Genomic DNA, 25,448 nt, shown 5'->3' on the forward strand with positions numbered 1-25,448 from the left:
TTTAGTATATGTCAATCAAGTTTTATGAATCTAAAATGATAAGGATAGAGAATGATTGATTTTTCTCCCTATATTGATGAAAACTACGCCCTTTTTGCTTCCAAAATTGTTCGCACTCGCTACCCACTTTTGGGCGTGAGAATGCCGATTTTACATAGGATAAGCAAAGAGCTAGATAAACAAGAGAGAGAAAAAATGCTTACTCTCATCTCTCAAGAACTCTCTTGTGAGGAGTGGATAATCCTTGGAGATATTCTGGCTTTAGAGCTAAAAGAGATGAAGGCAAGGGATTGGTGGGAGTTTGCAAGAGCATATTTGGAGAGGATAGATAGTTGGAATTATGTGGATAATCTCTTCTCTCAATTGCGTTGGATTAAAGGCAAAAAATACGCCTCTATTTATAAAAAGTTGCATTCTTTGCTCCTTAGAGAGTTGTATTGTGATGAGGAATTTGTGTTGCGTTTTGTGATAATGATGCTCACTCGCTACTATCCTCAAAGCCTTACAGAGCTTCTTGATCGAATCTGTGATTTGGGTGAGGATACTCCCTACTACCTCAAAATGGGAGCTTCTTGGGCGATAAGTGAAATTTTTCTCAAAGAGAGGCAAAGAATCCTCTCTTTGCTTCAATCCCAAAGACTCTCCCCCAGTATCCAATCCCTTAGTATGCGTAAGATTTGTGAGAGCAAACAAGTGGGAGAGGAGAGCAAGGCTTTGATTAAATCTCTAAGGAGAAGTTATGCAAACTAAACAATTCATCACAATGCAAGCCTCAGCAGGGAGTGGTAAGACTTATGCCCTAGCGTGTCGGTATGTGTATCTTTTGCTTGAGGGTGCAAAGGTGGGAGAGATTTTAAGCCTTACTTTCACCAATAAAGCAGCCAATGAGATGAGGGCTAGGATTGCTTACTTTTTGCAGATTCTAGGAAGTGAAGATTTGCAATCAAGCAAAGAGTTGAGCGATAGAGAGGGGGTGCTAAAGACTTTGGAGCAAGAGTATAGTTTGCAGAGAGAAAAAATCATCGCTCTCTCCCCCTCACTTTTGCAAAACTTCTATGCCTCAACGCCCAAAATTATGACAATTGATGCGTTTTTGAACTCCATTGTGAAGCGATTTTGTTGGTATATGGGTGTGCCTCATAGCTTTGAGCTAAAAGATATGAATCAAGAGGAGATTTACTCCCACTTCTTCTCTTCCCTCTCTCAAAAACAAAAAGACTTATTTTTGCAAATCTGCTTCACTCAGGGCAAAAATATTTCTAGTGTTTTAGAGATGATAGAAAAAGTGGAGATGAATTATCCTAAGAGCTTCAAAGAGAGGGTTTATGGGGATTTAGAAGAAGTCAAAGAGAAGGCAGTAGAGGTGGGGAGAGAGATTGCTAAAATGATTTTAGAACACCCCAAAAGCTCGGCTTCAGCCAAAAAATATGCTCAATTTGGCGATTTTGAAGAGTTGCTTTCAAGAGGGTGGATAAAAGATGGCAGTGAATACCATTATTTTAAAGCACTCAAACTCTCTACCCCTCTTTTTGATAAGCTCAAAGGCATTCTCAAAAAATATTATGCAATCAAAGAATCGCTTTTTTTGGATTTTTTGCAAACCTTTTGCTCCTTGTATCAAAAAAGCAAAGATTGGTATATCAAGCATCATCAAAGCCTAAGCTTTGATGATATTACAAAGAAGTGTTATGCCCTTTTGTGTGGGGAGAGGGTGGGGAGAGATTTTTTCTACTTTAGATTAGATGACAAAATTTCTCATATTCTGCTTGATGAGTTTCAAGATACAAGTGTAATGCAATACAAACTCCTCTATCCTCTCATTGATGAGATTTGTTCAGGAGAGGGGAGAGTGGGAGAGAGAAGTTTTTTTGTAGTGGGGGATCAAAAGCAAAGCATTTATAAATTTCGTGGGGGAGAGGGGCGATTGATGGAAGATGTGAGGGAGCATTTTTCACTTCAAAGACAAAATCTTGATACAAATTATCGTAGTGCAAAAGAGATTGTAGAGTTTGTCAATGAGATTTTTCAATCTCAATATAGCCACTACATTCCCCAAAAAAGCAAAAAAGAGGGAGGATATGTATATATTTTTGAGAGCATTGAGGCAAAAGAAGAGGGCAAAGAAAAAGCCCTCTCTCAAATCAAAGACACAATCACCTCTCTCCTCTCTCTTGGAGCAAGACTAGAGGATATTGCTATCTTGGCATTTTGTAATCAAGATGTGCTAGAGGTGGGAGATTTTCTCAAAAACTATTATGAAAATATCATCACTGAAGAAAGTATTTCTTTGGATAAAAAAAGAGATGCTCAAATCATCCTCAATGCCCTGCAATACTCCAAAAATCGCTTTGAGGGAGTGGAAGATGAGCTTTTGAGGGCAAGACTTGCCAAACTTTTGGGGCGTGGGATTGATGAGGTGGTGGAGAGTGTGGCGTGGAGAAGTGAGGGGATTGCAAGTTTGGTGTATGAAGTGATTTTATTCTATGGGCTTGATTCTTTGGAAGCTCAAAGGGTGTTAGAGATTGCTTGTGGGTGCAAGGATTTGCAAGAATTATTTGAGGGCGTGAGAGAAAGCAAGGGGGGAGAAGAGGAGAGTGAGGGCTTAAGGGTGCTAACCATTCACAAATCCAAAGGCTTGGAGTTCAAACACCTTATAGTTCTTGATCGTCTAGGAGGGAAAAACTATGCTCAAGAAAAAATCCTTTGCCACTATGACAAAGAGCTTAATGGTGTGCTTTTTATCTCAGAGAGTGGGAGAGAGAGTGTAGATGAGGTATTTGCTTATGTCAAAAGTGAGGAAGATAAAAAAAGTGAAATTGAGAAAAAAAATGTGCTTTATGTCGCATTGACTAGGGCGTGTGAGAGTTTGTGGATTATGCCTATTGTCCCTCAAAGAGGGGGGAGTGAGTTTGCATTGCTTAATCTTGTCGATAAAGAGGGGGAGATTTTGGTGCAAAGAGAGAGAGGGAAGCTAGAGATTACCCGCAATGATTCAAATCCCATTCAAAAAAGAAGCAAGATTCTTGTAGAGCAAAAGGATTTTGGACGCCAAGAGGGTTATATCCAATCTCTCTCTTTGCCCTATAAACCCAATCATATTCCCTCAATTAAAAAAGGTGAAGCATTTCATAAAGCATTAGAGATGTATTTGGGGTATCATATAAAAAGAGAAGAAATAAAAGATTTTTTAGATAACCATTATGGACTTTATCTAAGTGAAGTGGAAAAAAGGGACATTTTGGAATCATTAGAAAAAATCTATACACTTCTTGTAAAGGAATTTCATTTTAGTGAGTTAAAAACTGAAATTTCCTTTATGCTAGAAAACAAACTTTATAGAATAGATTGTCTGCTCCTTGACAAAGATGAGAGAGGAGAGGTGCAAAAGGCTGTTGTGCTTGATTATAAAAGTGGAGGAGAAAATCACTCTTATCAAGAGCAAATGAGCAACTACATTGGCTTTGTCAAATCTCAATTTGATAATGCAAAAGTAGAGGGGTATCTAGTCTATAAAGATCGTTTTGAGCTTGTCAAGATTGACATATAGGAGGAGAGATTTGATTAAAGCGTTTCAGAGAATTATTCACGCAGAGAGTTTTGGTGGGATTTTTTTGTTTGTTTGTGCCTTGCTTGCAATGATTGTGGCAAATAGCCCTTGGGGAGAGGCATATTTTGAGTTATGGCATCAAAAGCTAGGGATTGCTTATGGAGAAAATGGCTATCTTGGTTTTAGTTTGCATTTGTGGATTAATGATGTGTTGATGAGCTTTTTCTTTTTGATGGTGGGGCTAGAGATTAAGCGAGAGTTTCTCTATGGTGGGCTTTCAGGATTCAAAAAAGCTGCTTTCCCTGCAATTGCAGCTATTGGAGGAATGATTGTCCCTGCTATTATTTATATCATCTTTAATGCTGGGACTCCCACAGCTCACGGATTTGGAATCCCAATGGCGACAGACATTGCTTTTGCTTTGGGTGTGGTGTTGCTTCTAGGCAAAAGAGTTCCTGCTTCACTTAAGCTTTTTTTGGTAACTTTGGCAGTGGTTGATGATTTGGGTGCGATTGTTGTGATTGCGATTTTTTATAGCAGTGGCGTTTCTCTCTTTTGGCTTTTATGCTCAGCCTTTTTAGTAGGTGTGCTTGTCGCACTCAATTATGCAGGAGTTCGCTCACTTATCCCCTATCTTCTTGTAGGAGTGGTATTGTGGTTTTGCACACACGAGAGTGGAATCCACGCGACAATTTCAGCAGTTGTTTTGGCATTTTGTATTCCCACAGAGCCAAAGATGAAGCCTCAAGCTTTTATGGAAAAGATAGATGAAGAGATCAAACACTTCTCTCATAGTGAAAAAGAGCGTGAAAATGTTTTACTCACTGAAGAGCAAATCCACCAAGTAGAGGGAATGAAAAAAGCAATCTCTCAAGTGCAAAGCCCACTCTCAAAACTTGAGCATTTCTTGCATTCTTACTCAACCTATTTGATTATGCCTCTTTTTGCATTTGCCAATGCAGGGGTAAGCATTCAGGGGGGAAGTATAGATTTTAGCTCTAGCCATATTATCTATGGTGTGGCATTAGGTTTGATTGTCGGAAAGCCTGTGGGGATTTTTGCTTTGACATTTTTGTGTGAGAAGCTAGGAATTGCTTCAAGACCTGAGGGGCTATCTTGGAGTTATATCTTTGGTGCAGGAATGCTTGCAGGGATTGGTTTTACAATGTCAATGTTTGTCTCAAATCTTGCTTTTATCGAAGCTTCTTATGTGGATATTGCAAAAATTTCTATCCTTTGCTCCTCATTATTGGCAGGAATTTTAGGAAGTATTACCCTTTTGTTTTTAGGTAAGAAAACTAATGTGCTAAAATCCCAAGCTTAATTTCAATACAAAGGATACTCTATGCAAGAAACTCAAGGTGCAATGGGGATTTTGACTTCTCTTATCCCTTTTATCGCAATTTTTGCGATTTTTTATTTTCTGTTTATTCGCCCACAGAAAAAACAACAAAAGAAACACAAAGAAATGCTTGAAGCACTTCAAGCAGGAGATAAGGTGGTTTCTTATGGTGGAATTATGTGTGAAATTGTCAAAAAAGAAGACAATTACTTCCTTGTTCGCTCAGGGGAAAGCACAATGAAGCTTGTCAAGGAATATATTGCTTATAAAGTTGAGCAATAAGTATCTATGAATTACAGACTGCTTATCTTTATTTTTTGTGGTCTTTTTGGACTTGCTTTAAGTCTGCCCTCTTTTAGCAATATCTCAGGTCCAAGAGTAAATCTCGGACTTGATTTGCAAGGGGGATTGACAATGCTTTTAGATGTCAAAACTTCAGAAGCTATCAAATCCAAATACAACTCTCTTGCTACCACGCTCTCTTATGAGGCAAAAAGCAGAAAACTTCTTATTCGCAATATTACTTTCTCCCAAGACGCACTTAGATTCAAGCTCCTTGATAAAGACAAAAAACCTCAAGTTGATGAATTGCTCAAAGAGATAGGGGGATTGAGTGTGAGTAGTGAAAATGGGGAATATTCTGTGAGTTTTACTCCACAAGAAAAAGAGCAAATCGCCAAAAATGCGATGGAACAAGCTATCGGCACGATTCGTAATCGCTTAGATCTCTTTGGACTAAGTGAGCCAAGTGTTACACGACAGGGCAAAGAGAATATCCTAGTGGCTTTACCCGGAATCAAAAACGCTCAAGAAGAGCAAAGAGCTATTGATTTGATTTCAAAATCAGCTCATTTGCAAATGATGGCAGTTGATGAAGAGAGGGCGATGAGATCTTCTCAAATGAGCGAGGCTGAAGCCAAAAAATATGGAGATGTGCTTTTGCCTTATGCGATGGGAAATGGGGAGAAAATCTTGCTTAAGGCTGTGCCAATTATTGATGGAGAGATGATTACAGATGCAAAGGTAAGCTATGATCAAAACTCTCAACCTGTGGTGGCTTTCAGTCTTGATTCTAGAGGGGCTAAACTCTTTGGAGATTTTTCAGGTGCAAATATTGGCAAAAGAATGGCAATCGTGCTAGATGGTAAGGTATATTCAGCCCCTGTAATTAGAGAGAGAATCGGTGGAGGAAGTGGGCAGATTAGTGGAAACTTCACACCTGAAGAAGCAAGTGATTTGGCAATTGCTCTAAGAAGTGGAGCTCTCTCAGCTCCTGTGGAAGTGATAGAGAAGCGAAGTGTTGGACCAAGTTTGGGAGCTGATAGTATCAAGGCTTCTATGATCGCCCTCTTTAGTGGATTTATGCTTGTGCTTGTTTTTATGATTGTTTATTATCATTTTGCAGGGGTGATTGCAGTAGGGGCATTGCTTGTAAATATCTTGCTTATTATTGCGATTATGGCTCTCTTTGGGGCGACTCTCACTCTCCCTGGTATGGCAGGAATTGTGCTAACGGTGGGTATGGCAGTTGATGCAAATATCATCATCAATGAGCGTATCAGAGAATGCCTATATTCTCAAAAACCTATTGCTCAAGCCATAGAAGAGGGATATAGCAATGCCTCAAGAGCGATTTTTGACTCCAATCTCACCACAATCATTGCAGCCATTTTGCTCTATATCTATGGAACAGGAGCGATTAAGGGGTTTGCAATCACTATGGTGATAGGGATTGTGGTTTCTGTGGTAACAGCAATTATCGGCACTCAGGGCATTTATCAAGCACTTCTTAAAAGAATTGTAAAATCCAATAATAGAAATTTTTGGTTTGGTATCAAGGGGTAAATATGGAGCTTATAAAAAACAATCGCATTTTTGATTTTGTCAAATACAATCGTTATAGCTTTTTTATCTCTTTGGCTCTTATCATTGTCTCTTTGGGCTTGATTTTTGGCAAAGGCTTTAGCTATGGAGTGGATTTTGCAGGGGGGACTTTGGTGCAGATTCAATACAAACAAAACGCTCCAATTCAAGAGATTAGAAAGCTTTTGGAGAGCAAAGAGGATTTTAGGGGAAGTCAAGTGAGTGAATTTGGCTCAAAAGAAGAGATTCTTATCAAAATCCCCTACTCCCCCAATCTCACAGCTTCCAAACTCAATGATGAAGTTAAGGCTGTGCTAGAGCCTAGTGGCGAGTTTGAAATCCGAAGAGTGGATTTGGTGGGACCAAAGGTAGGAAAAGAGCTCAAAGAGAAAGGAATCACAGCCCTTGCTTTGGCACTTTTGGCGATTTTAGCTTATGTGTCTTATCGTTATGAGTGGAAATTTGCCCTCTCAGCTGTGCTTGCACTTTTTCACGATGTGCTTATCAGCTCAGCGTGTATTATCCTTTTTCATATTGACTTAAACCTTGAAGTCATCGCTGCCCTTTTAACAATCATTGGATATTCAATCAATGATACCATTATCATCTTTGATCGCATTAGGGAGCAGATTTTAGAAGGAAAGGCAAAGAATTTGAGTGAGGTGATTAATGATGGACTCTCTTCAACTCTCTCAAGAACACTTCTTACCTCTCTTACGGTTTTGTTTGTGGTTTTAACTCTTTATCTTTTTGGTGGAGAGATTATCGTTGGTTTTTCTTTGCCAATGCTTGTAGGCGTGATTGCAGGGACTTATAGCTCTATGTTTTTGGCTCCCTCTTTGATCATCCTCTTTGGATTCAATCTTGAAAAATACAGAGCCAAACTCTTAGAGAAGCAAAAGAGAGAAAAAGAGCGAGAAAAAATGCGTGAAATGTATCAAAACGGACAAGTTTAAAAAGGAGTAAAAATGGATTGGGGACGAGTGTTTTTCATATTTTTTAGTTTGATGAGTTTGACTTCGATTATTGGCTATCTCTATGATCCTAGTCTTGTAATGCTTTTTGTAGCAGCAGCAGTAAATTTCATCTCTACAACGCTAAAGATTGGAGTAAAAAACTTACTTTCTTCTGAAATGTTGGCAAGTTCTTTGGTGGTGGATTTGCACCTTATTCCTGCATTTTTGTTTCTTCAACTCTCAAACAATGCAAAAATGGCAAACGCCTTAGCAATCGGAGCTTTGGCAGCAAGTGTGTTTTCTGTGGCATTGATGTTGATTGAGTGTGCCAAAAGCAAAGATAGTGATTATTAAGGAGGGGAGATGAGAGATTATAATCCCAAAGAGATAGAGAGCAAATGGCAAAAAACTTGGCTAGAGCAGGGAGATTTTGAGCCAAAAGAAGACACATCACTTCCCAAAAAATATATCCTCTCAATGTTTCCCTATCCTAGTGGCTCTATCCATATGGGGCATGTGAGAAATTATTGCATTGGCGATGCACTTGCAAGATATTATCGCAAAAATGGATTTAATGTCTTACACCCCATTGGCTGGGACGCTTTTGGAATGCCTGCAGAAAATGCCGCTATCAAGCACAAACTCCACCCCAAAGATTGGACTTACTCAAATATTGATAATATGAAAAAAGAGCTAATGAGTTTGGGGCTTTCTTTCTCTCAAGAAAGAGAGTTGGCAACTTGTGATGAAGACTATACACATTGGGAGCAAAAGATATTTATTGATTTGTGGAAAGCAGGATATGTCTATCGCAAAAAAGCCTATCTGAATTGGTGTCCCAATGACAAAACCGTTTTAGCAAATGAGCAAGTGATTGAGGGGAAATGCTGGAGATGTGATACACAAGTAGTGCAAAAAGAAATGGAGCAATACTATATCAAAATCACTTCTTTTGCCCAAGAGCTTTTAGATGATTTGAATCTTTTAGAGGGCAAGTGGCCTAACCAAGTAATACAAATGCAAAGAAATTGGATTGGCAAATCAAGTGGATTGGAGTTTGAGCTAAATCTTAAAGAGAGAGTAGGAGAGATTGAGAAGATAAAAGTCTTTACTACAAGAGCTGATACGATTTTTGGTGTAACTTATTGTGCTTTAGCACCTGAACATCAACTTGTCCAAGAGCTTTTTGCCACTCTCTCAAAAGAAAGTCAAGACAAAATCAAAGAAATGCAAAACACCACAGCCCTTGATCGCTCAATAGCTCCTAAAAGTGGTGTGCCTTTGGGAGTGAGTGTGATTCACCCTCTAAGTGGAGAGGAAATCCCACTTTGGGTGGCAAACTTTGTCTTGGCTGATTATGGTTGTGGAGCTGTAATGGGAGTCCCTGCTCACGATGAGCGAGATTATGAGTTTGCAAAAGTTTGTGGTTTGGGGGTTAAGAGAGTGATTGAGGGGGGAGAGCTTCCTTATGTGGGAGAAGGTAAGCTTATAGAGAGCCAAGAATTTAGTGGGCTAGATAATCTTGAGGCAAAGAAGCAAATCATCGCTCTTTTTGAAGAGAGAAAGCTAGGAGAAGAGGTAACAAACTATCGCCTCAAAGATTGGGGAATCTCTCGCCAACGCTATTGGGGGACACCGATTCCTTTGGTGCATTGCAAAGAGTGTGGCACATTGCCTGAAGAGAGATTACCTGTTTTGCTTCCTTATGATGTAAGCATTGATGGAGAGGGCAATCCTCTTGAAAAACACCCTTCTTGGAAGCACTGCACTTGTCCAAAATGTGGAAAAGAAGCATTGAGAGAAACTGATACGATGGATACCTTTATGGAATCAAGTTGGTATTTTTTGCGTTATGTGACTCCCAAAATCTTGCGAGAGCAAAAAGCCCTAGATGAGGGAGCAATGAAGTATTGGCTCAATGTTGATGAATATATTGGAGGGATAGAGCACGCTATTTTGCACCTCCTTTATGCAAGATTTTTCACAAAAGTCCTCAAAAAACTAGGTTATGTAGAGATTAGTGAGCCATTTGAAAATCTTCTTACTCAAGGAATGGTGCTAAAAAATGGAGCTAAGATGAGCAAGAGCAAGGGCAATGTAGTTGATCCAAACTCTATCATCTCAAAGTATGGAGCTGATAGTGCAAGACTTTTTATCCTCTTTGCTGCCCCTCCTACAAAAGAGCTAGAGTGGAATGATGACGCCCTAGAGGGGGCTTATCGCTTCATCAAACGCCTTTGGGATAGAAGCAAAAATGCTACCCCTTGCCAAAGTCTCCCCCAAGTGGATACTTCAGCACTCAGCAAAGAGAGCAAATTTGCTAGAAAAAAAGTCTATGAAGCCCTCAAAAAAAGTGAAGAGATTTTTAGCAAAAAAATCAGTGGCTATCCTTTCAATACTCTTATTAGCTCTTGTATGGAAGCCCTCAATGCCCTAAGTGATCAAGATAACCCACAGGTATGGACTGAGGGGTATTTTATCCTCCTCAATCTCTTAGAGCCTATTATCCCCCATACAAGCTATGAGCTCTCTAGTGAGCTTTTCTCACTCAAAAATCTCACTCCTCTAAAAATCGATGAAACTGCACTTCAAAGCGAGAGTTTAGTGATTGTGGTGAGTGTCAATGGCAAAAAAAGAGCAGATATTGAGATTGAATGTAATGCAAGCAAAGAAGAGATTCTCTCACTAGCCAAAGAGAGCGTAAGCAAATGGTTAGAGGGAGAGATACTCAAAGAAATTTATGTGCCAAACAAGTTGGTTAATTTTGTTTTGAAATGAGAATTTTAGGGATTGTTTTATCGCTTTTATTAGTGGGGTGTGGCTATCGCCCCCTTGCTCATTATGCTAGAGGAATCTTTGGAAAAAGCGTATATGTCGAAGTGAGTGTCAATCCTGAATTTCCCAAAGCAGGGGTTGCAGCCAAAGATATACTCAACAAAGCTTTTCTTTCAAGATTTCATCTTGATGTTGAGCCTAAAGAGAGTGCAGAGAGCAGAATTATCCTCAAACTCTCCTCTATCAGCTTCTCCTCTCTAGCTCAAGACAATGAAGGTTTTACAAGCCACTATCGTGCAAGTGTTGATGTAAATTTCTCTTATACAAGCATTTATGGAGAATCTTATGACATTACGACAAATGGGACAGGGGATTATGCTTCCACAGGAAATATGACTTCTATTGCGATTGAAAAAGCCCAACTTGATGCAATCACCACAGCGATTGAACAAGCCATTAACTCTTTTGTCTCTAAAACTTTCTATCAAGGGATTACCCACCTCAAACAAAAAGAGATTAAATGAAAACACTAGAGGAATTTTTGGAGCAAAAAGGGGCAGAATACGCTCCCTTTGATCCAAGTAGAGTAGTGAGGATTTACTCACACTTCAAGCTTGATTTTCTCTCCACATTTTCTCCCAAAGTCATTCATATCGTTGGCACAAATGGCAAGGGAAGCACAGGCAGAATGATTGCAAGAGGGCTAAAAAATGTCTTGCACTTCACTTCCCCTCATCTACTCTCACTCAATGAGAGGTTTTATCTCAATGGAGAGCTTATCTCTATGCAAACCCTAGAGCAATCTCATCAAATCCTCATACAAAAACCCTATATGCAAGAGGCAAGTTATTTTGAGTATCTTACTTTTTTGTGCTTGTTTTTGGCAAAAGATTTGGAGTATTTGGTGCTAGAGGCTGGGCTTGGAGGAGAGTTTGATAGCACTAATGCAATAGAAGCTAAGATTTCAGTTTTTACTCAAATCGGACTAGATCATTGTGAGATTTTGGGGGAGAGCATAGAAGAGATTGCCACAACCAAACTCAACTCTATGGGAAAGTTAGCATTTTTGGGGATTCAAAGCTATAAAGAAGTCTTGCCTATCGCTACAGAGATTGCACAGAAGAGAGGGGCTGAGCTTAGGGTTTGCTCCTCTCTTCTATCCCCTCCTTTTGATATGCCACTTTTTTTGCTCCAAAACCTCACTTTAGCCTCTAAAGTGCTAGATTATTTGGGTGTGAGCTATGAGCTAGAGCATATTGCAAGGCTTGATTTAAGTGGTAGAGCTCAAAAATACACCCCAAATATCACACTTGATGTCGGACACAATCCTGATGGGGCAAAAGCAATTTGCCAAGAGTATAAAAACAAAAAAATCACTCTAGTGTATAATGCCTACAAGCAAAAAGATATTTCTCAAGTTTTAGAGATTTTACGCCCTGTGATTAAAGAGGTGCAAATCATTGCAGTCAATGAGAGCAGGATAGTGGAGAGAGAGAGATTAGAGGAGATTTTGAGGACTCTGGCTTTGCCTTATAGAGATTTTGAGGGGATTGAGAGTGGGGAGGAATACCTTGTATTTGGCTCTTTTTCTGTGGTAAGGACATTTTTGGAGAGAGAAAAATGAAAGATAGAATCTATGTGAGTATCGTAGATGAAGAAGGCTCAAAGCAATTCAATCTCCACAAAGTTGCCAAAAAGATTTTTATCTATACGCTTTTGGTGGTGTTTGTCCTGATTGTGAGTGGATTTTTTCTGATGACATATTTGATGAAGCAGGTTCAAGAGATTAGTGCAGAAAAAGAGAAAATCACACAAAACTACAAAAACACCTTTTATCAAAACCAAAATCTCAAAAGTCAAATTGATGAACGCTCTTTGGAACTCATCAAAGTAAGCAAAAGAGTAGATGACTTAGAAGATATTGTCTCTCTTTCTAAAAATATTGATGAGCCTTTTGATGAAAGCAATGTTGAGCTAGTTTTTAGCCCTGCTCAAAAAAACCTTTTGCTTCAAATTATCCCCAATGGCAATCCTATTGAAGGAAATGCTAAAATCGCTTCAGTCAAATTGCGTCCCCACCCTTCCAAAGGCACTTATGGAGTGGATAGTGGGATTGATTATATTACACCTCTAAAAACCCCAATATACGCCACAGCTGATGGGATTGTAGATCTCTCAAGGCTTGGGACAAAGGGATATGGAAAATTCATCAAACTCACTCACGCCTATGGATTTAGCTCAATGTATGCCCACCTCTCTGAAGTGCTAGTGAAAAAGGGAGATTTTGTGCAAAAAGGGCAGTTGATTGGGTATAGTGGAAACACAGGCAATAGCAATGGAGCAAGGTTGTATTATGAGATAAGATTTTTGGGGGGATATCAAAACGCATTGGATTATATCCAATGGGGACAAGAGAATTTTGATAGTATTTTTAGCAAACAAACTCATGTGAGATGGAAGAGATTGCTTTGGGCTCTTGATGACTTAAAACAGCTTCAAAATCATCGCAATACTCCACAAGAGGGGGCATAATGTTTAGTAATCGCCTTGTTTTGATGATCACAGATTCTAAGGGAAGCAGGATTTTAAATATCAATGCCTTTTTTAAGCGAATCGCATTCTATATCGTGGTTTTTATCCTAACTCTTATTTTTTTCTCTATAATTTCTATTAGTGTTTTTAGACACGAGCTTGAATACATTGCCAAAAACAACAATACTCTTTTGAGTGAGTATCAAAAGCTCCTAGATAAAAATTCAGCCCTCAATGATAAGATTGATCAAAGAGTGGAAGAATTGGCGTTGGTGGGAGATAGGGTAGAGCATTTGGAGGATTTGGTGGGACTTCCTTTAGATGGAGTTCCCTCAGATACTGATGAGTATGAAAAAGTCAATTATGGGCTTCAAGATAGGTTGGAGGTAGCTTCTTTGGCAGGAGTGCAGAAAGCTTTTGTAATGAAGTTTATCCCCAATGGTTATCCAATGGATTATTATAGAAGGATTTCAGATACCTTTGGATATCGCATTCACCCTATTTTGCAAAGAAAGCACTTGCACGCAGGAGTGGATTTTAGTGCAGAAATTGGCACACCCATTTATGCCACAGCTGATGGTGTGGTAGAATTTGCAAGAAAAGACTATAATGGAGGTTATGGCAATCTTATCAAGATTGATCACTCTTTTGGATTCAAGACTTATTATGCACATTTGAATGATTTGCTTGTCAAAAGGGGCGATTTTGTCAAAAAAGGACAGATAATTGCTTATAGTGGTAACTCAGGGATTAGCACAGGTCCTCACTTGCATTATGAGATAAGGTTTTTGGGAGCTTATATTGATCCTCAAATCTTTATAGAATGGAATATGCGAGATTTTGATTTAATTTTTACAAAGGAGATAAATATACCATGGCAGTCTTTGCTAGCAACGATAAACAATCTGATGGAACAAATGGAGCTACCATCATCTCAAGTGGCACAAAAATAAAGGGTGAGATCAACACTCAATGTCATCTTCATATCGATGGAGATTTTGAGGGGACAATCCACTCAAACAACACGGTAAATATTGGTAAAAATGGCGTTGTCAATGGCGAAGTCTTTTCAGAAAAACTCATCGTAAGTGGGAAACTTTTTGGGAATGTCAAATCCAAAATTGTTGAGATTATGCCTTATGGAAAAATCGATGGAAAAGTCAGTAGCCACGAGCTTGTGATAGAGAGAAAAGGGATTCTTACAGGAGAGAGTATTGTAGAGGATGGAGAGAATTTAGATTGATTTCTTCCATTCTCTATGCTCTAGCTCAAAGCAAAGGGCTTGATTTTGAGTTGGTGCTAACTCAAGATAGCAAAGAAGCACAATTGGCCTTTGAAGTCCTTGATTATCTCTCCCCTCAGAGCAAAATCACTCCTTTTATCCTCCCAGAGTTTAGGGCAGTTTATGGCGATGATTTACGCTCATTCTCTCAAGAGTTTAGCACCCTTACTCATACGCTAAAGAGCTACTATACCCAAGAGGGCAACAAGATTCTCATCTCCCCTATCTCTAGTGTGATGTATGCTCTCCCAACCTTAAATCACCTCAACTCTTTTGTTCTCAAAAAAGAGCAAGACTATCCCCTCCAAGAGTTGAAAGAAAAACTACTGCTTTATGGCTATGAGTTTGTGGATTTTGTAGAAATGGAGGGAGAGGTGAGCTTTAGAGGGGATATTATGGATATTTTTATCCCTCATCATCCACGCCCTTATCGAATCTCATTTTTTGATATTTTTATTGAAGAGATTAAAGAGTTTGAAGTAGAGAGTCAAATCTGTCTTGAGGGAGGAAAAGAGAGCATTGAGATTACTCCTCCTTTTTTCTCTCTCACTCAAGAAGAAGCCCAAGAGCTAGAGAAAAATATCCAAAAAAGCGATTTTCACTCCCTAAGCTCTGATATTCAAAGTCTAGGATTTTGGTTTTTACCTCACAAAGTGCTTCTTCCAAAGATTCTAAAAACAGCTCTCACTCAAGGAGCAAGACAAGAGGTCGATGAAATCTTTTCTTTTGAAGAGAGAAGTGATTTAGAGCCAAAAGATTTAGAGAATGCCAAAGTGCTAGAGCCCATAGAGGGGTATAGCGATGTGCTTTTTGATCCCAAAAACCTTTCTTTGCTCCTCCAAGCCCACGAGAGCAAAAAAATCACACTTCTAAGCAACAATAATTCAGTCTTTGAAAACCTAAAATTTCATTATGATTTAGAGGGGGTTACTCTCAAGCTCTCTCCCAATGTCTTGCATATCCTCACTCCCACAGAGCTTATCCTCTCACTTAATAATTTCACACAAAAGAGCAGAAAGAAAAAGCCCAAAATCTTACTTGATGAGCTAAGGGTGGGGGAATATATCGTGCATCAAGAGTATGGCGTGGGGATTTTTAGAGGGATTATTCAGACAGAGATTGTGGGGAGTGTGAGGGATTTTATACAGATTGATTATCAAGGAGAGGACAAACTTCTTCTTCCTGTGGAAAATCTCCACCTAATCGATCGCTATATTGCCAATTCAGGAACTTTGCCAATCTTGGATCGCTTAGGGAAAGGGAGCTTTGCTAAGCTTAGAGATAAAGTCAAAAGCAAACTTTTTGAAATCGCAGGAGGAATCATCGCCCTAGCAGCCAAAAGAGATTTGCTTGAGGGGTGCAAAATCAACACTTCAAACCCCGAAATTGAAGTCTTTAAAAATGCTTGTGATTTTACCCTCACCCAAGATCAAGAAAAAAGCATTACTGAAATCTATACTGATCTCTCTAGTGGCAAAGTGATGGATAGACTTTTGAGTGGAGATGTGGGCTTTGGCAAGACAGAGGTGGCGATGAATGCGATTTTTGCAGTGTGCAAAAGTGGATTCCAATCTGCCCTTATCGCTCCTACCACACTTCTATCTTCTCAGCATTTTGCTTCTTTGCAAAAACGCTTTGAGGGGTTTAATATCCGCTTAGCCAAACTTGATAGCACGATAAAAAATAAAACAAGTGTTCTAAAAAACATAGCTGAGGGCAATGTCGATGTTGTCGTAGGCACTCACGCCCTTTTGAGTGCGACTTTCAAAAATCTTGGCTTAGTCGTGGTTGATGAGGAGCATAAGTTTGGAGTGAAGCAAAAAGAGAAAATCAAAGAGCTAAGCACAAATGTGCATTTGCTCTCAATGTCAGCCACACCAATTCCTCGCACACTCAATATGGCTCTCTCTCAAATCAAAGGAATGAGCTCACTCCTCACCCCTCCCAAAGAAAGAGAGGGGGTACGAACTTTTGTAAAGAATCACAGCGAAGGACTCCTCAAAGAAGCCATAAGCCGAGAGCTAAGAAGAGGGGGGCAAGTCTTTTTTATCCACAATCACATCGCAAGCATTCAGAAGAGAAAAGAGGATTTGCTAGAGCTTTTGCCAAACCTCAAAATCGCTATCTTGCACTCTCAAACCCCCAATAGTGATGAGATTATGGAGAGGTTTTTTCAAAGAGAATACAATCTTTTGCTTTGCACCTCGATTGTAGAATCAGGCATTCACTTAAGCAATGCCAACACAATGATAGTTGAGGGGGCAGATAGATTTGGAATCGCCGATCTTCATCAGCTTAGAGGGCGAGTGGGGCGTGGGAGCAAAGAGGGGTTTTGCTACTTTTTGATTGAGGATAGAGAATCTTTGGGAGAAGAGGCAAAGAAGCGACTTCTTGCCCTAGAGCAAAACTCCTATCTTGGCAGTGGAGCGTCTTTGGCATATCACGATTTGGAGATTAGAGGAGGGGGGAATCTCTTAGGAGAGGCTCAAAGTGGGCATATCAAAAATATTGGTTATGGCTTGTATCTTAGAATGCTAGAGGATTGTATCAATACTCTCAGTGGCAAAGAGAAGTTGCTAGAGGAGAGCGTAGATCTTAAACTCAATGTTTCAGCTTATCTCAACCCTGAACTCATTGCTTCAGATAGACTAAGGCTAGAGCTATATCGCCGACTTGCATTGTGCAAAAGTGTCGATGAGGTTTTCAAAATCCAAGCAGAAATCGAAGATAGATTTGGCAAACCTGATAACTTCACTAAACAATTCTTAGATCTTATCATCATCAAAATCTTAGCAAGTGCGTGTAAGCTCAAAATGATTTCAAATTATGCTCAAAACATCGCCTTCACCTATCAAGATGGAAGCAAAGAGAGTTTGCAATCCCCAAGCAAAGATGATGACGATGTGCTTGCAACGATATTGGAAGTTTTGAGGAAAAAGACTTCTTTATCTGTTTGAACTGATTATCGACTAAAAAATTTTGATTTAATATATAATTACTTTTTTTGAGATAGGCGTAGGATTTTATAGCCTCCCAATCAAAAACCTCAAGGATTTTGCAAAACTTGGACTTTGCAAAATTCAGAATCCCAAATTAACTATGGAGAGAAATTATGCAAAGGAAAACCATTGCCACTTCTTTGGCTGTTTTATTAAGTTCTGTTGGGCTAAATGCCTTGAATATTAGCAGTGAAGGAGTTGTTGAAGCACAAAGCGAACTCAAACCCTCACAAGTAAATGATAAAAAGATTGGAGTTAATATCAATCTTGCTTCTGGAACAGAGGTAAAATTTTCTGAAAGTCTAGTATTCATTACCCCCCCCCCCTACAAGCTTCAAGACAAATTGATGAGAGTTATGTAGCTAATGCAGGAGTATTAGTTCAAGGAACGACGACTTCTCTGCTCTCAAATGATGCTTCTAGAAAATATATTTATTTCCAAAAAGGCTCTCTTAGTCTAGCTAGTGGATCGGCATATGTCAATCTCTTTAAAAACCAAACCGGACATAGCCTAACACTTGATAATGTATCAATCGCATATGGTGCAGTTAATGCTCCAACAGATTCGGATTTTGGATTTTATGTCTCTAGTTTTTCTGATGCAATGGCTGAAGTGGATTTTGGTGTAGAAACAAAGCTTATAGCCAAAAGCTCATCAACTCCCTACAGGGGATTGATTATCAATCGAAGTGCAACAGCAAAAGGTGTTTTGAGTATTGAGGGCAGTGGTAGTGATATTGTGGGGGTGGAGCTCTCTAGTAATCTAACACAGATTGATAGTGTTCTTACAGATTCAACACTACCATTAAGAGAATTAGAGCTAAAAATCAATGCAGGTTCTAATCAGGCAGTTGGTATTCTCAGACACTCTGGAAGAATCCAAAAATACAATATTAAAATCTCAGAATTTATCGGAAATGATCAAAGTTACATTCTCAAAGATGAGTGCTCAGAAACCTTGCTAGATCATGGTGCAACAATAGAGGTTGGGGAGAAGGTTAATCTTGAGAAAAATATTACTTATGGGATTTATTCTAACCTCAAGGATGCAAGGTATGCCTTTTCTACAAATACTTCTACAAACAGCAGAGAAACTGCGATATTTTCAAATGATGTTAATACAGATTATTCAGGAATGCTAGTTTTAGATGACATTTCAGTTCAAGGAAATTTTTCTGTTTCAGGCAAAGATGAGGCAGTCAGTCCAAAGGGAAAAGTGTATGGAATCCATATTGTTTCAAATTCCCAAGAAAAAGCAACAAAGATTACTTTTGCTGACAATACAGTCATTAAGGTTAAAGGAAATTATCATAATACAGCATCATCAGATGCGACAAATATTGTAATTGATGGTAAAAATACCATTTTTGATATTACAAAGACATTAAATCTTCAGGCAGGAATAAAGGGCTGTTATACCGATCATACTGGGATTTTGATAAATAACGCTTCTTTAAGCATTCTTTCATCACAAAATCAAAAAATCACTTTTAATACCTATAGCAAACCATCGTCCACCTCTCGTATCAATACCTCAACATTGCTTGAATTAGCGAATGGACACTTGAGTGGTGTTTTGAATCCTTATGTATTTAATGAAGAATCTCAAACTTCAGAAAGCAAGATTTATGCATACTCTAGTGTTTATGGATTGAAGGCTTCAGGAGATAGCAGTATTGATGGACAAATAATCTTGCAAAAAAATCTTTTTGGCAAATATACAGAAAATACAAAAACTTGGGTTGTATCAAACTCAGGAAATTTGTCTTTGAAGACAGATGCACTTATTTATTCTGAAGATGTTTTCAATGGTAGTGGTGATTATCTCATCTATAGTTATAACAATAAGACAGGTGCTTCAATCATATTCGAATCAGGAGCAAAGGCAATCTTTGGACAAGAATATGCCAAGCTTTCAGAAATCACTCAAGAGGGTATTTATCTAGCAAAAGATACAGGAAAAATCTATACAACCTCAATGACATTTAAGGGAAATGCAGGAATCAGTGTAGCAAGTGGTGCAACCTTAAATATGACACTCTCTAGTGGGACTCTTGAGTTTAATGGAAGCAATGGCAGTCAAGAAATGGTGGCTTTTAATGCCCTTCAATCAAGTGATCCAAATGTCACACAGGGCAAAATCAATCTCACAATCAATCGGCTCAACTCTTCTATCATTTTCACAAAAGCACAAGGGGGTGTGCTAGAGACATTTGAAAGTCTTGTAAGCAATCCTATAAGTAGTGCTTCCACAGATAAAAACACTATTGTCAATCTTGCAGGAATGGCACAAGACTCTTCACAATCTCGTGAGGTGGATGGAAAATTAGCTACTCGAAGCTTGACAATCAAAAATGCCAATATCAAAAATGTAAATTTTATCACTTATGTCAATCCAAATATTTCTACAAGTAATGTAGAGATAGCAAATTTTGATGGAAGAGCTTATAGTAATCCTAGTGGGAGTGTGGCAAGTTTTGGAGCAAGCGATCGAATCATCATCGAAAACAACTTAGGAAATAGTGGAAACAATACTTTCTCCATAGCTATTGCACCTAATCAATCCACAAAAAATATGTCAGGATATATGCTAGTAGGAAAGGTAAAAACAAGCTCAAATTTAATCTTCAATGACTTACAAAATGGAGGTTCTAAAAATATTACAGCTTATAGTGGGCTAAGAACCACCACACTTACTCTTCATCGAAGCGATGTGGGGGATTATTCTTATTATTATGTAACTTCTCCTACTCCTCCAAGTGGAGGGGGTAGCACAGGTGGGGGAGAAGTGGGAGGAGGTGGATCAGAGGGTGGAAATGGTGGAGATGAGATGATTCCTCCAATTGGTGGTGGGGATAATGAAAATAATGGAAACAATGGGCAAACCCCACCCTCAATTCCACTACCTGATGAGGGAAATGAAGAAGTTGCCCCACCTCCTAGCAATGACAATAATGCCCCTGTAGGCGATGATAATATTGATGTTCCCAATGTCGGTGTAGCTCCACTCACTCGCTCAGCTTTCAAAACAAACTTTACTCTAGTAAGCTCAACCCTCAACTCTCTTAATAAGCGTTTGGGAGATATTCGCTCTCTTGAAAATGTCGATGGCGTTTGGGCTAGAGTTTTTGTAGGAGAAGAGATTTTCAAAGACACACTACAAACCAATGCTGTCTATACAAGCATTCAAGCAGGATATGATCACGCCATAGGGCTAGAAAGCGATACTGATTTTATCGGTTTTGCACTTGCTTGGGTGGGTTCTGATACAAAATCGCAAGAAGATAGTTACCAAGTTAGCCCAATTGATTTCATCAATGGAACAAATACCATAAAAACCAATGGTGTAGAATTAGCCCTATATAATACTTATCTTTCTCATTTAGGGCTTTATACAGATAGTATCATCAAGTTTGGATATTACTCAAGCGATGTTTCAATGCCGATGATGGAGAGCTTTGTCCTTGATGACTTTTCGTTTTCTCTCTCTCAAGAGGTGGGGTATCAAGCAAAGCTTGGAGAGAAAAAGGAGTGGATGATTACCCCACAAATGGAGATTGCCTATGCTTTTGTTAGTGGAAGTAATGCGACGCAAAATCTTTTGATGACAGGGGTAGATAATGTGATGGATATATCACAAAGTGCCTCTCATTTATTGCGTATGAGAGCAGGAGTGGATTGGGGGTATAGTTTTGATGGGTGGAGTGAGATTGTAAGTAAAGCAGATGTTCATCTTGGGACAAGCTATGAGTATGATGTCATTAGTGGAGGAGAGATGACATATTCTCTCCCAAATATGGGGACTTATAAAGAGAAGGGAATGGATTGCAATGGAAGATTTGTGCTTAATGTGGGGACAAACATTTATATCAAAGAGACAGCAAGTATCTATTTTGATTTTGAAAAAAGCTTTGGAGATACCCTCTATAAGAATTATCAAGCCAATTTAGGTGCTCGCTTTAGTTTTGGGGAAAAGATTCACAAAATACAAGATGAAAAGACTCAATCTGCCCCACTAAGCATTCCTAACTCACAGCAATCAGAAGATCAAGATAACAATCAAAACAATAAAGAGTAAGGAGTAATTTTCAACCTCCACAGCTTCCCCACAAGGGGAAGGGAAAAGAGTTAGATAAAGAGAGAATTTACACTCTCATCGTTGTTGATTCTGCGAATCACTTCAGCAAAAAGTGGAGCTACGCTGAGGATTTTAATCTTAGAGCATTTTTTGGAGAGTGGGATAGTGTTTGTCATCACAATCTCATCTAGCACACTATTTTCAATCCTCTCAATCGCTGGACCACTTAGCACAGGGTGAGTGCCAAGTGCCATTACGCTTTTTGCTCCGTGTTTTTTTAGCACTTCAGCAGCCTTACACATTGTCCCTGCTGTATCAATCATATCATCGACTAGGATTACATCTTTGCCCTCAACATCTCCGATGATATTCATCACCTCACTCACATTGGCTTTTTCTCTTTTCTTATCGACAATCACTAGATCAAACCCTAGCTGATCTGCAAAGTATCTTGCCCTAGAAACCCCACCGATATCAGGGGAAGCGATGATGGGGTTAGGAAGATTTTTTTGCTTGATATAATCACGGAAGATGATTGAGCCATAGAGATTATCCACAGGCACATCAAAAAATCCTTGAATCTGCCCTGCGTGCAAATCCATCGTAACGATTCGATCTATCCCTGCAGTTTCCATAAGGTTTGCTACAAGTTTAGCTGTGATTGGCACTCTAGGGGCGGCTTTTCTATCTTGTCTTGCATAGCCAAAGTAGGGGATAATCGCATTGATTGTCCTAGCTGAACTTCGTCTAAACGCATCAGTCATCACAAGCAATTCCATTAGATTATCATTTGTAGGAGCACAAGTGGGCTGGATAATGAAGATATCCTTTCCTCGCACAGATTCGCTGATTTGCACATTGATTTCTCCATCGCTAAATTTCCCAACCACTGCACCTGCTAGTGGCACATCTAAAAATTTAGCAACCTCTTGTGAGAACTCAGGATAGGCTGTTCCGGTAAAAATTTTGAAACCTCTCATAATGTTTCCTTTGTGGGGATATTAAAATGTAATTATAACTTACTCAAAAAATGCTTAAAACATATTTTTATCGCTAATATTCTTGCTAGAATTTTTATAAAGATTACTTTTAAGGACATTGTATGACGAAACGAATGATTGTGCAATACATTATTGGCTCACTTTTTGCCATTTGGGTGATTTTCTCTCAAAGCAAAATGCCCCTTGTGGTGCAAAATCTAATGCTTGTGGCAGGGTTTGCCCTCATTCTTATAGGGATTATGGGGCGACTTTATGCCACGCTTTATATTGGTGGAATGAAAAACAACGGAAGTGATGGCAATAGCTTTATCAAAGAGGGTGCTTATGGGGTATGTAGAAATCCTTTATATCTCTTTTCTTTTATAGGGTTTATTGGATTGCTTCTGATTAAGGCTCAATGGAGCTTTATGGTGGTGGGAATCATCGCTTATCTTTTGGCATATCGTGTAACAATCAAAGATGAGGAAACTTATCTTGAAGGACGCTATGGAGAGAACTATCGACAATTTTTAAGAGATGTGCCACGCTTCTTCCCTGATAGTCGTATCAAAAATTTTAGCTATCCAGAGAAGCTTACAATTTTGGTGCATTTCTACCACGTGGAGATGAAAAGGGCATTAGTTTGGATTGGTATGGGAGCGTTGATTTATATCATCTCCCTTTTGCATACCTACCATATCCTCCCCACATTTTTTAGTGCTTATTAAGTGTTTGGCTTGAGTGTGTGATGTGAAAGTGGTGTAAAAATTCATCACTCACCTCAAGCAATCCCCTCTCTCTCAAAGACTTTATTACCCCCTCATCACAATCAGTCTCTAGTGGCCATTCACGCATATATCCATCACATAGCCCCTTGTCTGTGGCATCTATGTACACCATATTCCCTAAGATAAGAATATCTCTCTTTGCATCAATGTTATTGGTAATCCTCCACACGAGCATATAGGGGTTGTCTAAATCATTTTTTTCTTCATCAACAGCGATGAGGATAGAGAGGTGATTTTGAAGGGCTTGGAGTTTTTGGAGTGAGGGGAGGAGGGAGTGGTTGTCTTTTTTTACCCCCAAGATTGTGATAGGGTTGTGGGTGTGAGTGAAGTATTGACGCAAAAGCCTAGCTTCAGGCATAAGCTCTTGAATCTTTTGAAGCAACTCCCCATCGCCCATTAGCTCAAAATCCTCTCTTTTTACTTCCTCTCCACTCACATCAACTCCAAGCTTCCCCCCTCTTGCAAAGCTAGGGGAAGAGTGATCAAGTGCATCGCAGATTCCCTCAGTAATGAGGAGTTTGCTAGGGTGAAAGCGATTGAGGATATGAGAAGTGAGTGAGGGATAGTCTGTGAGTGAGGGAGAGTTAGTATTGACAAAAATTGCGTGTTTGACAAAACTCATCTGCCCCATTCCCCAAAAGGCGTGCATTATCTGTTGGGAGTGGGCAGGGTAGTTTGGAGCGATTTGGGCAAGGATAAGATTGTGAAATACACCATTTTCAGGCATATGATAATCCACTAGTCCATGAGCAGTGGTTTTTAGCATCGGCAAAAACACTCTCTCAGTCAAATAACCCATATATTTATCCTCTAGTGGAGGCTTACCCACCACTGTGGCAGGGAAGATGGGAGAGCGTTTGTGTGTGATTGCACTCACTTCAAGCACAGGATAAGGCTCAATAGGGGTGTAGTAGCCCGTATGATCCCCAAAAGGTCCTTCAAGCTCCATTTTGCTAGGATCTACCCACCCCTCAATCACAAAATCCACATCACTAGGAATCATTATAGGATTAGTGATTGATTTTACTAGCCTAACCTTCTTCTCTCTAATCAGTCCATAAAGCATTAGCTCAAACGCACCATAAGGCATAGGGGCTTGTCCGCACCAAGTATAGAGTGGATCTCCCCCTAGAGCGATACTCACAGGCATTTTTACTCCTGCTTTTTTGTATTGGTGGAAGAAGTGATTTGAATCTTTGTGGATTTGCCAATGCAAAGCTAGGCGTTTGTCATCAAAGATTTGCAATCGATACATTCCCAGATTTCTCACTCCCCCCTCAAGGCTTTGGGTATAGACTTGCCCCATAGTGATAAATGCCCCACCATCTCTCTGCCAAGTCTTAAGGATGGGAAGCTCTAGGAGTGAGGGGTTTGAGATGACAACCTCTTGGCATTCTCCTTGAGTGGAGAGAATTTTGGGGAATGCGTGTCGCAATGCAAAAAGCTCTTTGGCTTTGGTGATTTTCTCAATCCAAGTTTTGGGTGGGGAGAGCTTGAGGAGGTTTTGGATTTGATTTGCAATGCTTTCAATATCTTTGCCTACGATGAGATTAAGCAACTCAAAAGAGCCAAAAATATTAGTTAGCACAGGAGTATCATAAATCTTATCTCCTTTTTTTGGGTGAGTAAAAAGCAGGGCTTTTGCATCTTTCTTTTTGACTTCAATATAAGAGATATAAGGGATTTCAAGCTCGACATCTAGGGGAGTATCGATGATTTTGAGCAGATTTTTTTCTTTTGCTAGATTGATAAAACTTTGCATTTTTGGCCTTTTTGTTTTTTGATATTTTATCCTAGTGCTTCAAATTGTTATCATTGTTATCATTGTTATCATTGTTATCATTGTTATCATTGTTATCATTGTTATCATTGTTATCATTGTTATCATTGTTATCATTGTTATCATTGTTATCATTGTTATCATTGTTATCATTGTTATCATTGTGTGGGGGCTGAAATGTAGTTTTCTCTCAAACCCCCTATTGCTTTTATCTCATTATCGCTTTGTTTTTTGGTTTCATACTTTTTCCTCTTTATTCTTTATGTTTTTTATACATATCTCTCTTGTTTTTTCTTCTCTCATCTTTTCATTTTCTCCATATCGTTTTTCATATTCTTTCCCCAACTTTCTCTCTTCTCACGCTATTTTTATTATTTTTCCCATTATTTAATGTATCTCTCCCACCTCATTTTCTCCCTCTTTTCCTTCATTTTTCACTAAATTTGCAATTTTTTTCAAATTTTTTGCAATTTCTTGACTCATTTTCATTTTTTTGTTGTATTATTCCACTTCCCAATCAGTGAGA

The 25,448-nt window shown here is 39.1% G+C and carries 19 protein-coding genes; 17 read left to right on the top strand and 2 right to left on the bottom strand.

Annotated features, from left to right (window positions below; genetic code table 11):
• The first annotated feature begins 51 nt into the window (after nt 1–51).
• From CQA58_RS02890 to CQA58_RS02965, 16 genes are all read left to right on the top strand, one after another.
• Nucleotides 52–750 carry a DNA alkylation repair protein gene (locus CQA58_RS02890; protein ID WP_115569218.1) on the top strand — a complete coding sequence of 233 codons (699 nt, stop codon included), beginning with the start codon at nt 52–54 and terminating at the stop codon, nt 748–750.
• Nucleotides 740–3,547: a RecB-like helicase gene (locus CQA58_RS02895; RefSeq protein WP_115569219.1), complete on the top strand. Its 2,808-nt coding sequence runs from the start codon at nt 740–742 to the stop codon at nt 3,545–3,547. Before CQA58_RS02890 ends, CQA58_RS02895 begins: the two co-directional genes overlap by 11 nt.
• 10 nt (nt 3,548–3,557) lie before the next feature.
• The gene (nhaA, locus tag CQA58_RS02900) at nt 3,558–4,871 is read left to right on the top strand and encodes a Na+/H+ antiporter NhaA (RefSeq protein ID WP_245942746.1); all 1,314 of its coding nucleotides are present in this window, start codon (nt 3,558–3,560) and stop codon (nt 4,869–4,871) included.
• Nucleotides 4,872–4,892: 21 nt separating this feature from the next.
• The gene (gene yajC, locus CQA58_RS02905; protein WP_115569220.1) at nt 4,893–5,171 is read left to right on the top strand and encodes a preprotein translocase subunit YajC; all 279 of its coding nucleotides are present in this window, start codon (nt 4,893–4,895) and stop codon (nt 5,169–5,171) included.
• Between the two features lie 6 nt (nt 5,172–5,177).
• The gene (secD, locus tag CQA58_RS02910; protein WP_115569221.1) at nt 5,178–6,734 is read left to right on the top strand and encodes a protein translocase subunit SecD; all 1,557 of its coding nucleotides are present in this window, start codon (nt 5,178–5,180) and stop codon (nt 6,732–6,734) included.
• Nucleotides 6,735–6,736: 2 nt separating this feature from the next.
• Nucleotides 6,737–7,708 carry a protein translocase subunit SecF gene (gene secF, locus CQA58_RS02915; RefSeq protein WP_115569222.1) on the top strand — a complete coding sequence of 324 codons (972 nt, stop codon included), beginning with the start codon at nt 6,737–6,739 and terminating at the stop codon, nt 7,706–7,708.
• A 12-nt stretch (nt 7,709–7,720) separates the two neighbouring features.
• Nucleotides 7,721–8,062 carry a DUF6394 family protein gene (locus CQA58_RS02920; protein ID WP_115569223.1) on the top strand — a complete coding sequence of 114 codons (342 nt, stop codon included), beginning with the start codon at nt 7,721–7,723 and terminating at the stop codon, nt 8,060–8,062.
• Nucleotides 8,063–8,071: 9 nt separating this feature from the next.
• Complete coding sequence (leuS, locus tag CQA58_RS02925; RefSeq protein ID WP_115569224.1) at nt 8,072–10,486, top strand: leucine--tRNA ligase; 2,415 nt, start codon at nt 8,072–8,074, stop codon at nt 10,484–10,486.
• Entirely contained in the window at nt 10,483–11,007 is a 525-nt protein-coding gene (lptE, locus tag CQA58_RS02930) for an LPS assembly lipoprotein LptE (RefSeq protein WP_115569225.1), read from the top strand. The genes leuS and lptE overlap by 4 nt, the downstream gene beginning before the upstream one ends.
• Nucleotides 11,004–12,107 carry a Mur ligase family protein gene (locus CQA58_RS02935; RefSeq protein ID WP_115569226.1) on the top strand — a complete coding sequence of 368 codons (1,104 nt, stop codon included), beginning with the start codon at nt 11,004–11,006 and terminating at the stop codon, nt 12,105–12,107. The genes lptE and CQA58_RS02935 overlap by 4 nt, the downstream gene beginning before the upstream one ends.
• On the top strand, nt 12,104–13,015 hold the full coding sequence (locus tag CQA58_RS02940) for a M23 family metallopeptidase (RefSeq protein ID WP_115569227.1): 912 nt from the start codon (nt 12,104–12,106) through the stop codon (nt 13,013–13,015). Before CQA58_RS02935 ends, CQA58_RS02940 begins: the two co-directional genes overlap by 4 nt.
• Nucleotides 13,015–13,968, top strand: a complete 954-nt coding sequence (locus CQA58_RS02945; protein ID WP_115569228.1) for a M23 family metallopeptidase — start codon at nt 13,015–13,017, stop codon at nt 13,966–13,968. Before CQA58_RS02940 ends, CQA58_RS02945 begins: the two co-directional genes overlap by 1 nt.
• The gene (locus CQA58_RS02950; protein ID WP_115569229.1) at nt 13,890–14,258 is read left to right on the top strand and encodes a bactofilin family protein; all 369 of its coding nucleotides are present in this window, start codon (nt 13,890–13,892) and stop codon (nt 14,256–14,258) included. The genes CQA58_RS02945 and CQA58_RS02950 overlap by 79 nt, the downstream gene beginning before the upstream one ends.
• Nucleotides 14,255–17,254, top strand: a complete 3,000-nt coding sequence (mfd, locus tag CQA58_RS02955) for a transcription-repair coupling factor (RefSeq protein WP_115569230.1) — start codon at nt 14,255–14,257, stop codon at nt 17,252–17,254. The genes CQA58_RS02950 and mfd overlap by 4 nt, the downstream gene beginning before the upstream one ends.
• A gap of 155 nt (nt 17,255–17,409) precedes the next feature.
• A complete protein-coding gene (locus tag CQA58_RS02960) occupies nt 17,410–17,658 on the top strand; it encodes a hypothetical protein (protein ID WP_115569231.1) in 249 nt (82 codons plus the stop codon).
• A 242-nt stretch (nt 17,659–17,900) separates the two neighbouring features.
• Nucleotides 17,901–21,374 (top strand): autotransporter outer membrane beta-barrel domain-containing protein, encoded by a 3,474-nt coding sequence (locus tag CQA58_RS02965; RefSeq protein WP_115569232.1) that lies wholly within the window; start codon nt 17,901–17,903, stop codon nt 21,372–21,374.
• 50 nt (nt 21,375–21,424) lie between these two features.
• On the opposite strand, the gene CQA58_RS02970 is transcribed toward CQA58_RS02965, so the two are convergent.
• Nucleotides 21,425–22,354, bottom strand: coding sequence for a ribose-phosphate pyrophosphokinase (locus CQA58_RS02970; protein WP_115569233.1), 930 nt, complete (start codon nt 22,352–22,354; stop codon nt 21,425–21,427).
• A gap of 122 nt (nt 22,355–22,476) precedes the next feature.
• Here CQA58_RS02970 and CQA58_RS02975 point away from each other — a divergent pair, with 122 nt between their 5' ends.
• Complete coding sequence (locus CQA58_RS02975; protein ID WP_115569234.1) at nt 22,477–23,082, top strand: methyltransferase family protein; 606 nt, start codon at nt 22,477–22,479, stop codon at nt 23,080–23,082.
• Here the strand turns inward: CQA58_RS02975 and CQA58_RS02980 are convergent.
• Nucleotides 23,069–24,904 carry a menaquinone biosynthesis decarboxylase gene (locus tag CQA58_RS02980; RefSeq protein WP_115569235.1) on the bottom strand — a complete coding sequence of 612 codons (1,836 nt, stop codon included), beginning with the start codon at nt 24,902–24,904 and terminating at the stop codon, nt 23,069–23,071. The genes CQA58_RS02975 and CQA58_RS02980 overlap by 14 nt on opposite strands.
• Nucleotides 24,905–25,448 lie beyond the last annotated feature (544 nt).

Origin of the sequence: Helicobacter brantae (assembly GCF_003364205.1) — a bacterium.
Classification (GTDB): domain Bacteria; phylum Campylobacterota; class Campylobacteria; order Campylobacterales; family Helicobacteraceae; genus Helicobacter_G; species Helicobacter_G brantae.

What these genes read in the sequence shown, in the direction of transcription:
- CQA58_RS02960 (WP_115569231.1), top strand. Translation starts at nt 17,410, where the DNA reads ATGCAAAGGAAAACCATTGCCACTTCTTTGGCTGTTTTATTAAGTTCT.
- CQA58_RS02975 (WP_115569234.1), top strand. Translation starts at nt 22,477, where the DNA reads ATGACGAAACGAATGATTGTGCAATACATTATTGGCTCACTTTTTGCC.
- CQA58_RS02895 (WP_115569219.1), top strand. Translation starts at nt 740, where the DNA reads ATGCAAACTAAACAATTCATCACAATGCAAGCCTCAGCAGGGAGTGGT.
- CQA58_RS02965 (WP_115569232.1), top strand. Translation starts at nt 17,901, where the DNA reads ATGGCTGAAGTGGATTTTGGTGTAGAAACAAAGCTTATAGCCAAAAGC.
- secF (WP_115569222.1), top strand. Translation starts at nt 6,737, where the DNA reads ATGGAGCTTATAAAAAACAATCGCATTTTTGATTTTGTCAAATACAAT.
- CQA58_RS02950 (WP_115569229.1), top strand. Translation starts at nt 13,890, where the DNA reads ATGGCAGTCTTTGCTAGCAACGATAAACAATCTGATGGAACAAATGGA.
- leuS (WP_115569224.1), top strand. Translation starts at nt 8,072, where the DNA reads ATGAGAGATTATAATCCCAAAGAGATAGAGAGCAAATGGCAAAAAACT.
- lptE (WP_115569225.1), top strand. Translation starts at nt 10,483, where the DNA reads ATGAGAATTTTAGGGATTGTTTTATCGCTTTTATTAGTGGGGTGTGGC.
- CQA58_RS02940 (WP_115569227.1), top strand. Translation starts at nt 12,104, where the DNA reads ATGAAAGATAGAATCTATGTGAGTATCGTAGATGAAGAAGGCTCAAAG.
- CQA58_RS02980 (WP_115569235.1), bottom strand. Translation starts at nt 24,904, where the DNA reads ATGCAAAGTTTTATCAATCTAGCAAAAGAAAAAAATCTGCTCAAAATC.
- CQA58_RS02935 (WP_115569226.1), top strand. Translation starts at nt 11,004, where the DNA reads ATGAAAACACTAGAGGAATTTTTGGAGCAAAAAGGGGCAGAATACGCT.
- secD (WP_115569221.1), top strand. Translation starts at nt 5,178, where the DNA reads ATGAATTACAGACTGCTTATCTTTATTTTTTGTGGTCTTTTTGGACTT.
- yajC (WP_115569220.1), top strand. Translation starts at nt 4,893, where the DNA reads ATGCAAGAAACTCAAGGTGCAATGGGGATTTTGACTTCTCTTATCCCT.
- CQA58_RS02970 (WP_115569233.1), bottom strand. Translation starts at nt 22,354, where the DNA reads ATGAGAGGTTTCAAAATTTTTACCGGAACAGCCTATCCTGAGTTCTCA.
- CQA58_RS02945 (WP_115569228.1), top strand. Translation starts at nt 13,015, where the DNA reads ATGTTTAGTAATCGCCTTGTTTTGATGATCACAGATTCTAAGGGAAGC.
- CQA58_RS02920 (WP_115569223.1), top strand. Translation starts at nt 7,721, where the DNA reads ATGGATTGGGGACGAGTGTTTTTCATATTTTTTAGTTTGATGAGTTTG.
- CQA58_RS02890 (WP_115569218.1), top strand. Translation starts at nt 52, where the DNA reads ATGATTGATTTTTCTCCCTATATTGATGAAAACTACGCCCTTTTTGCT.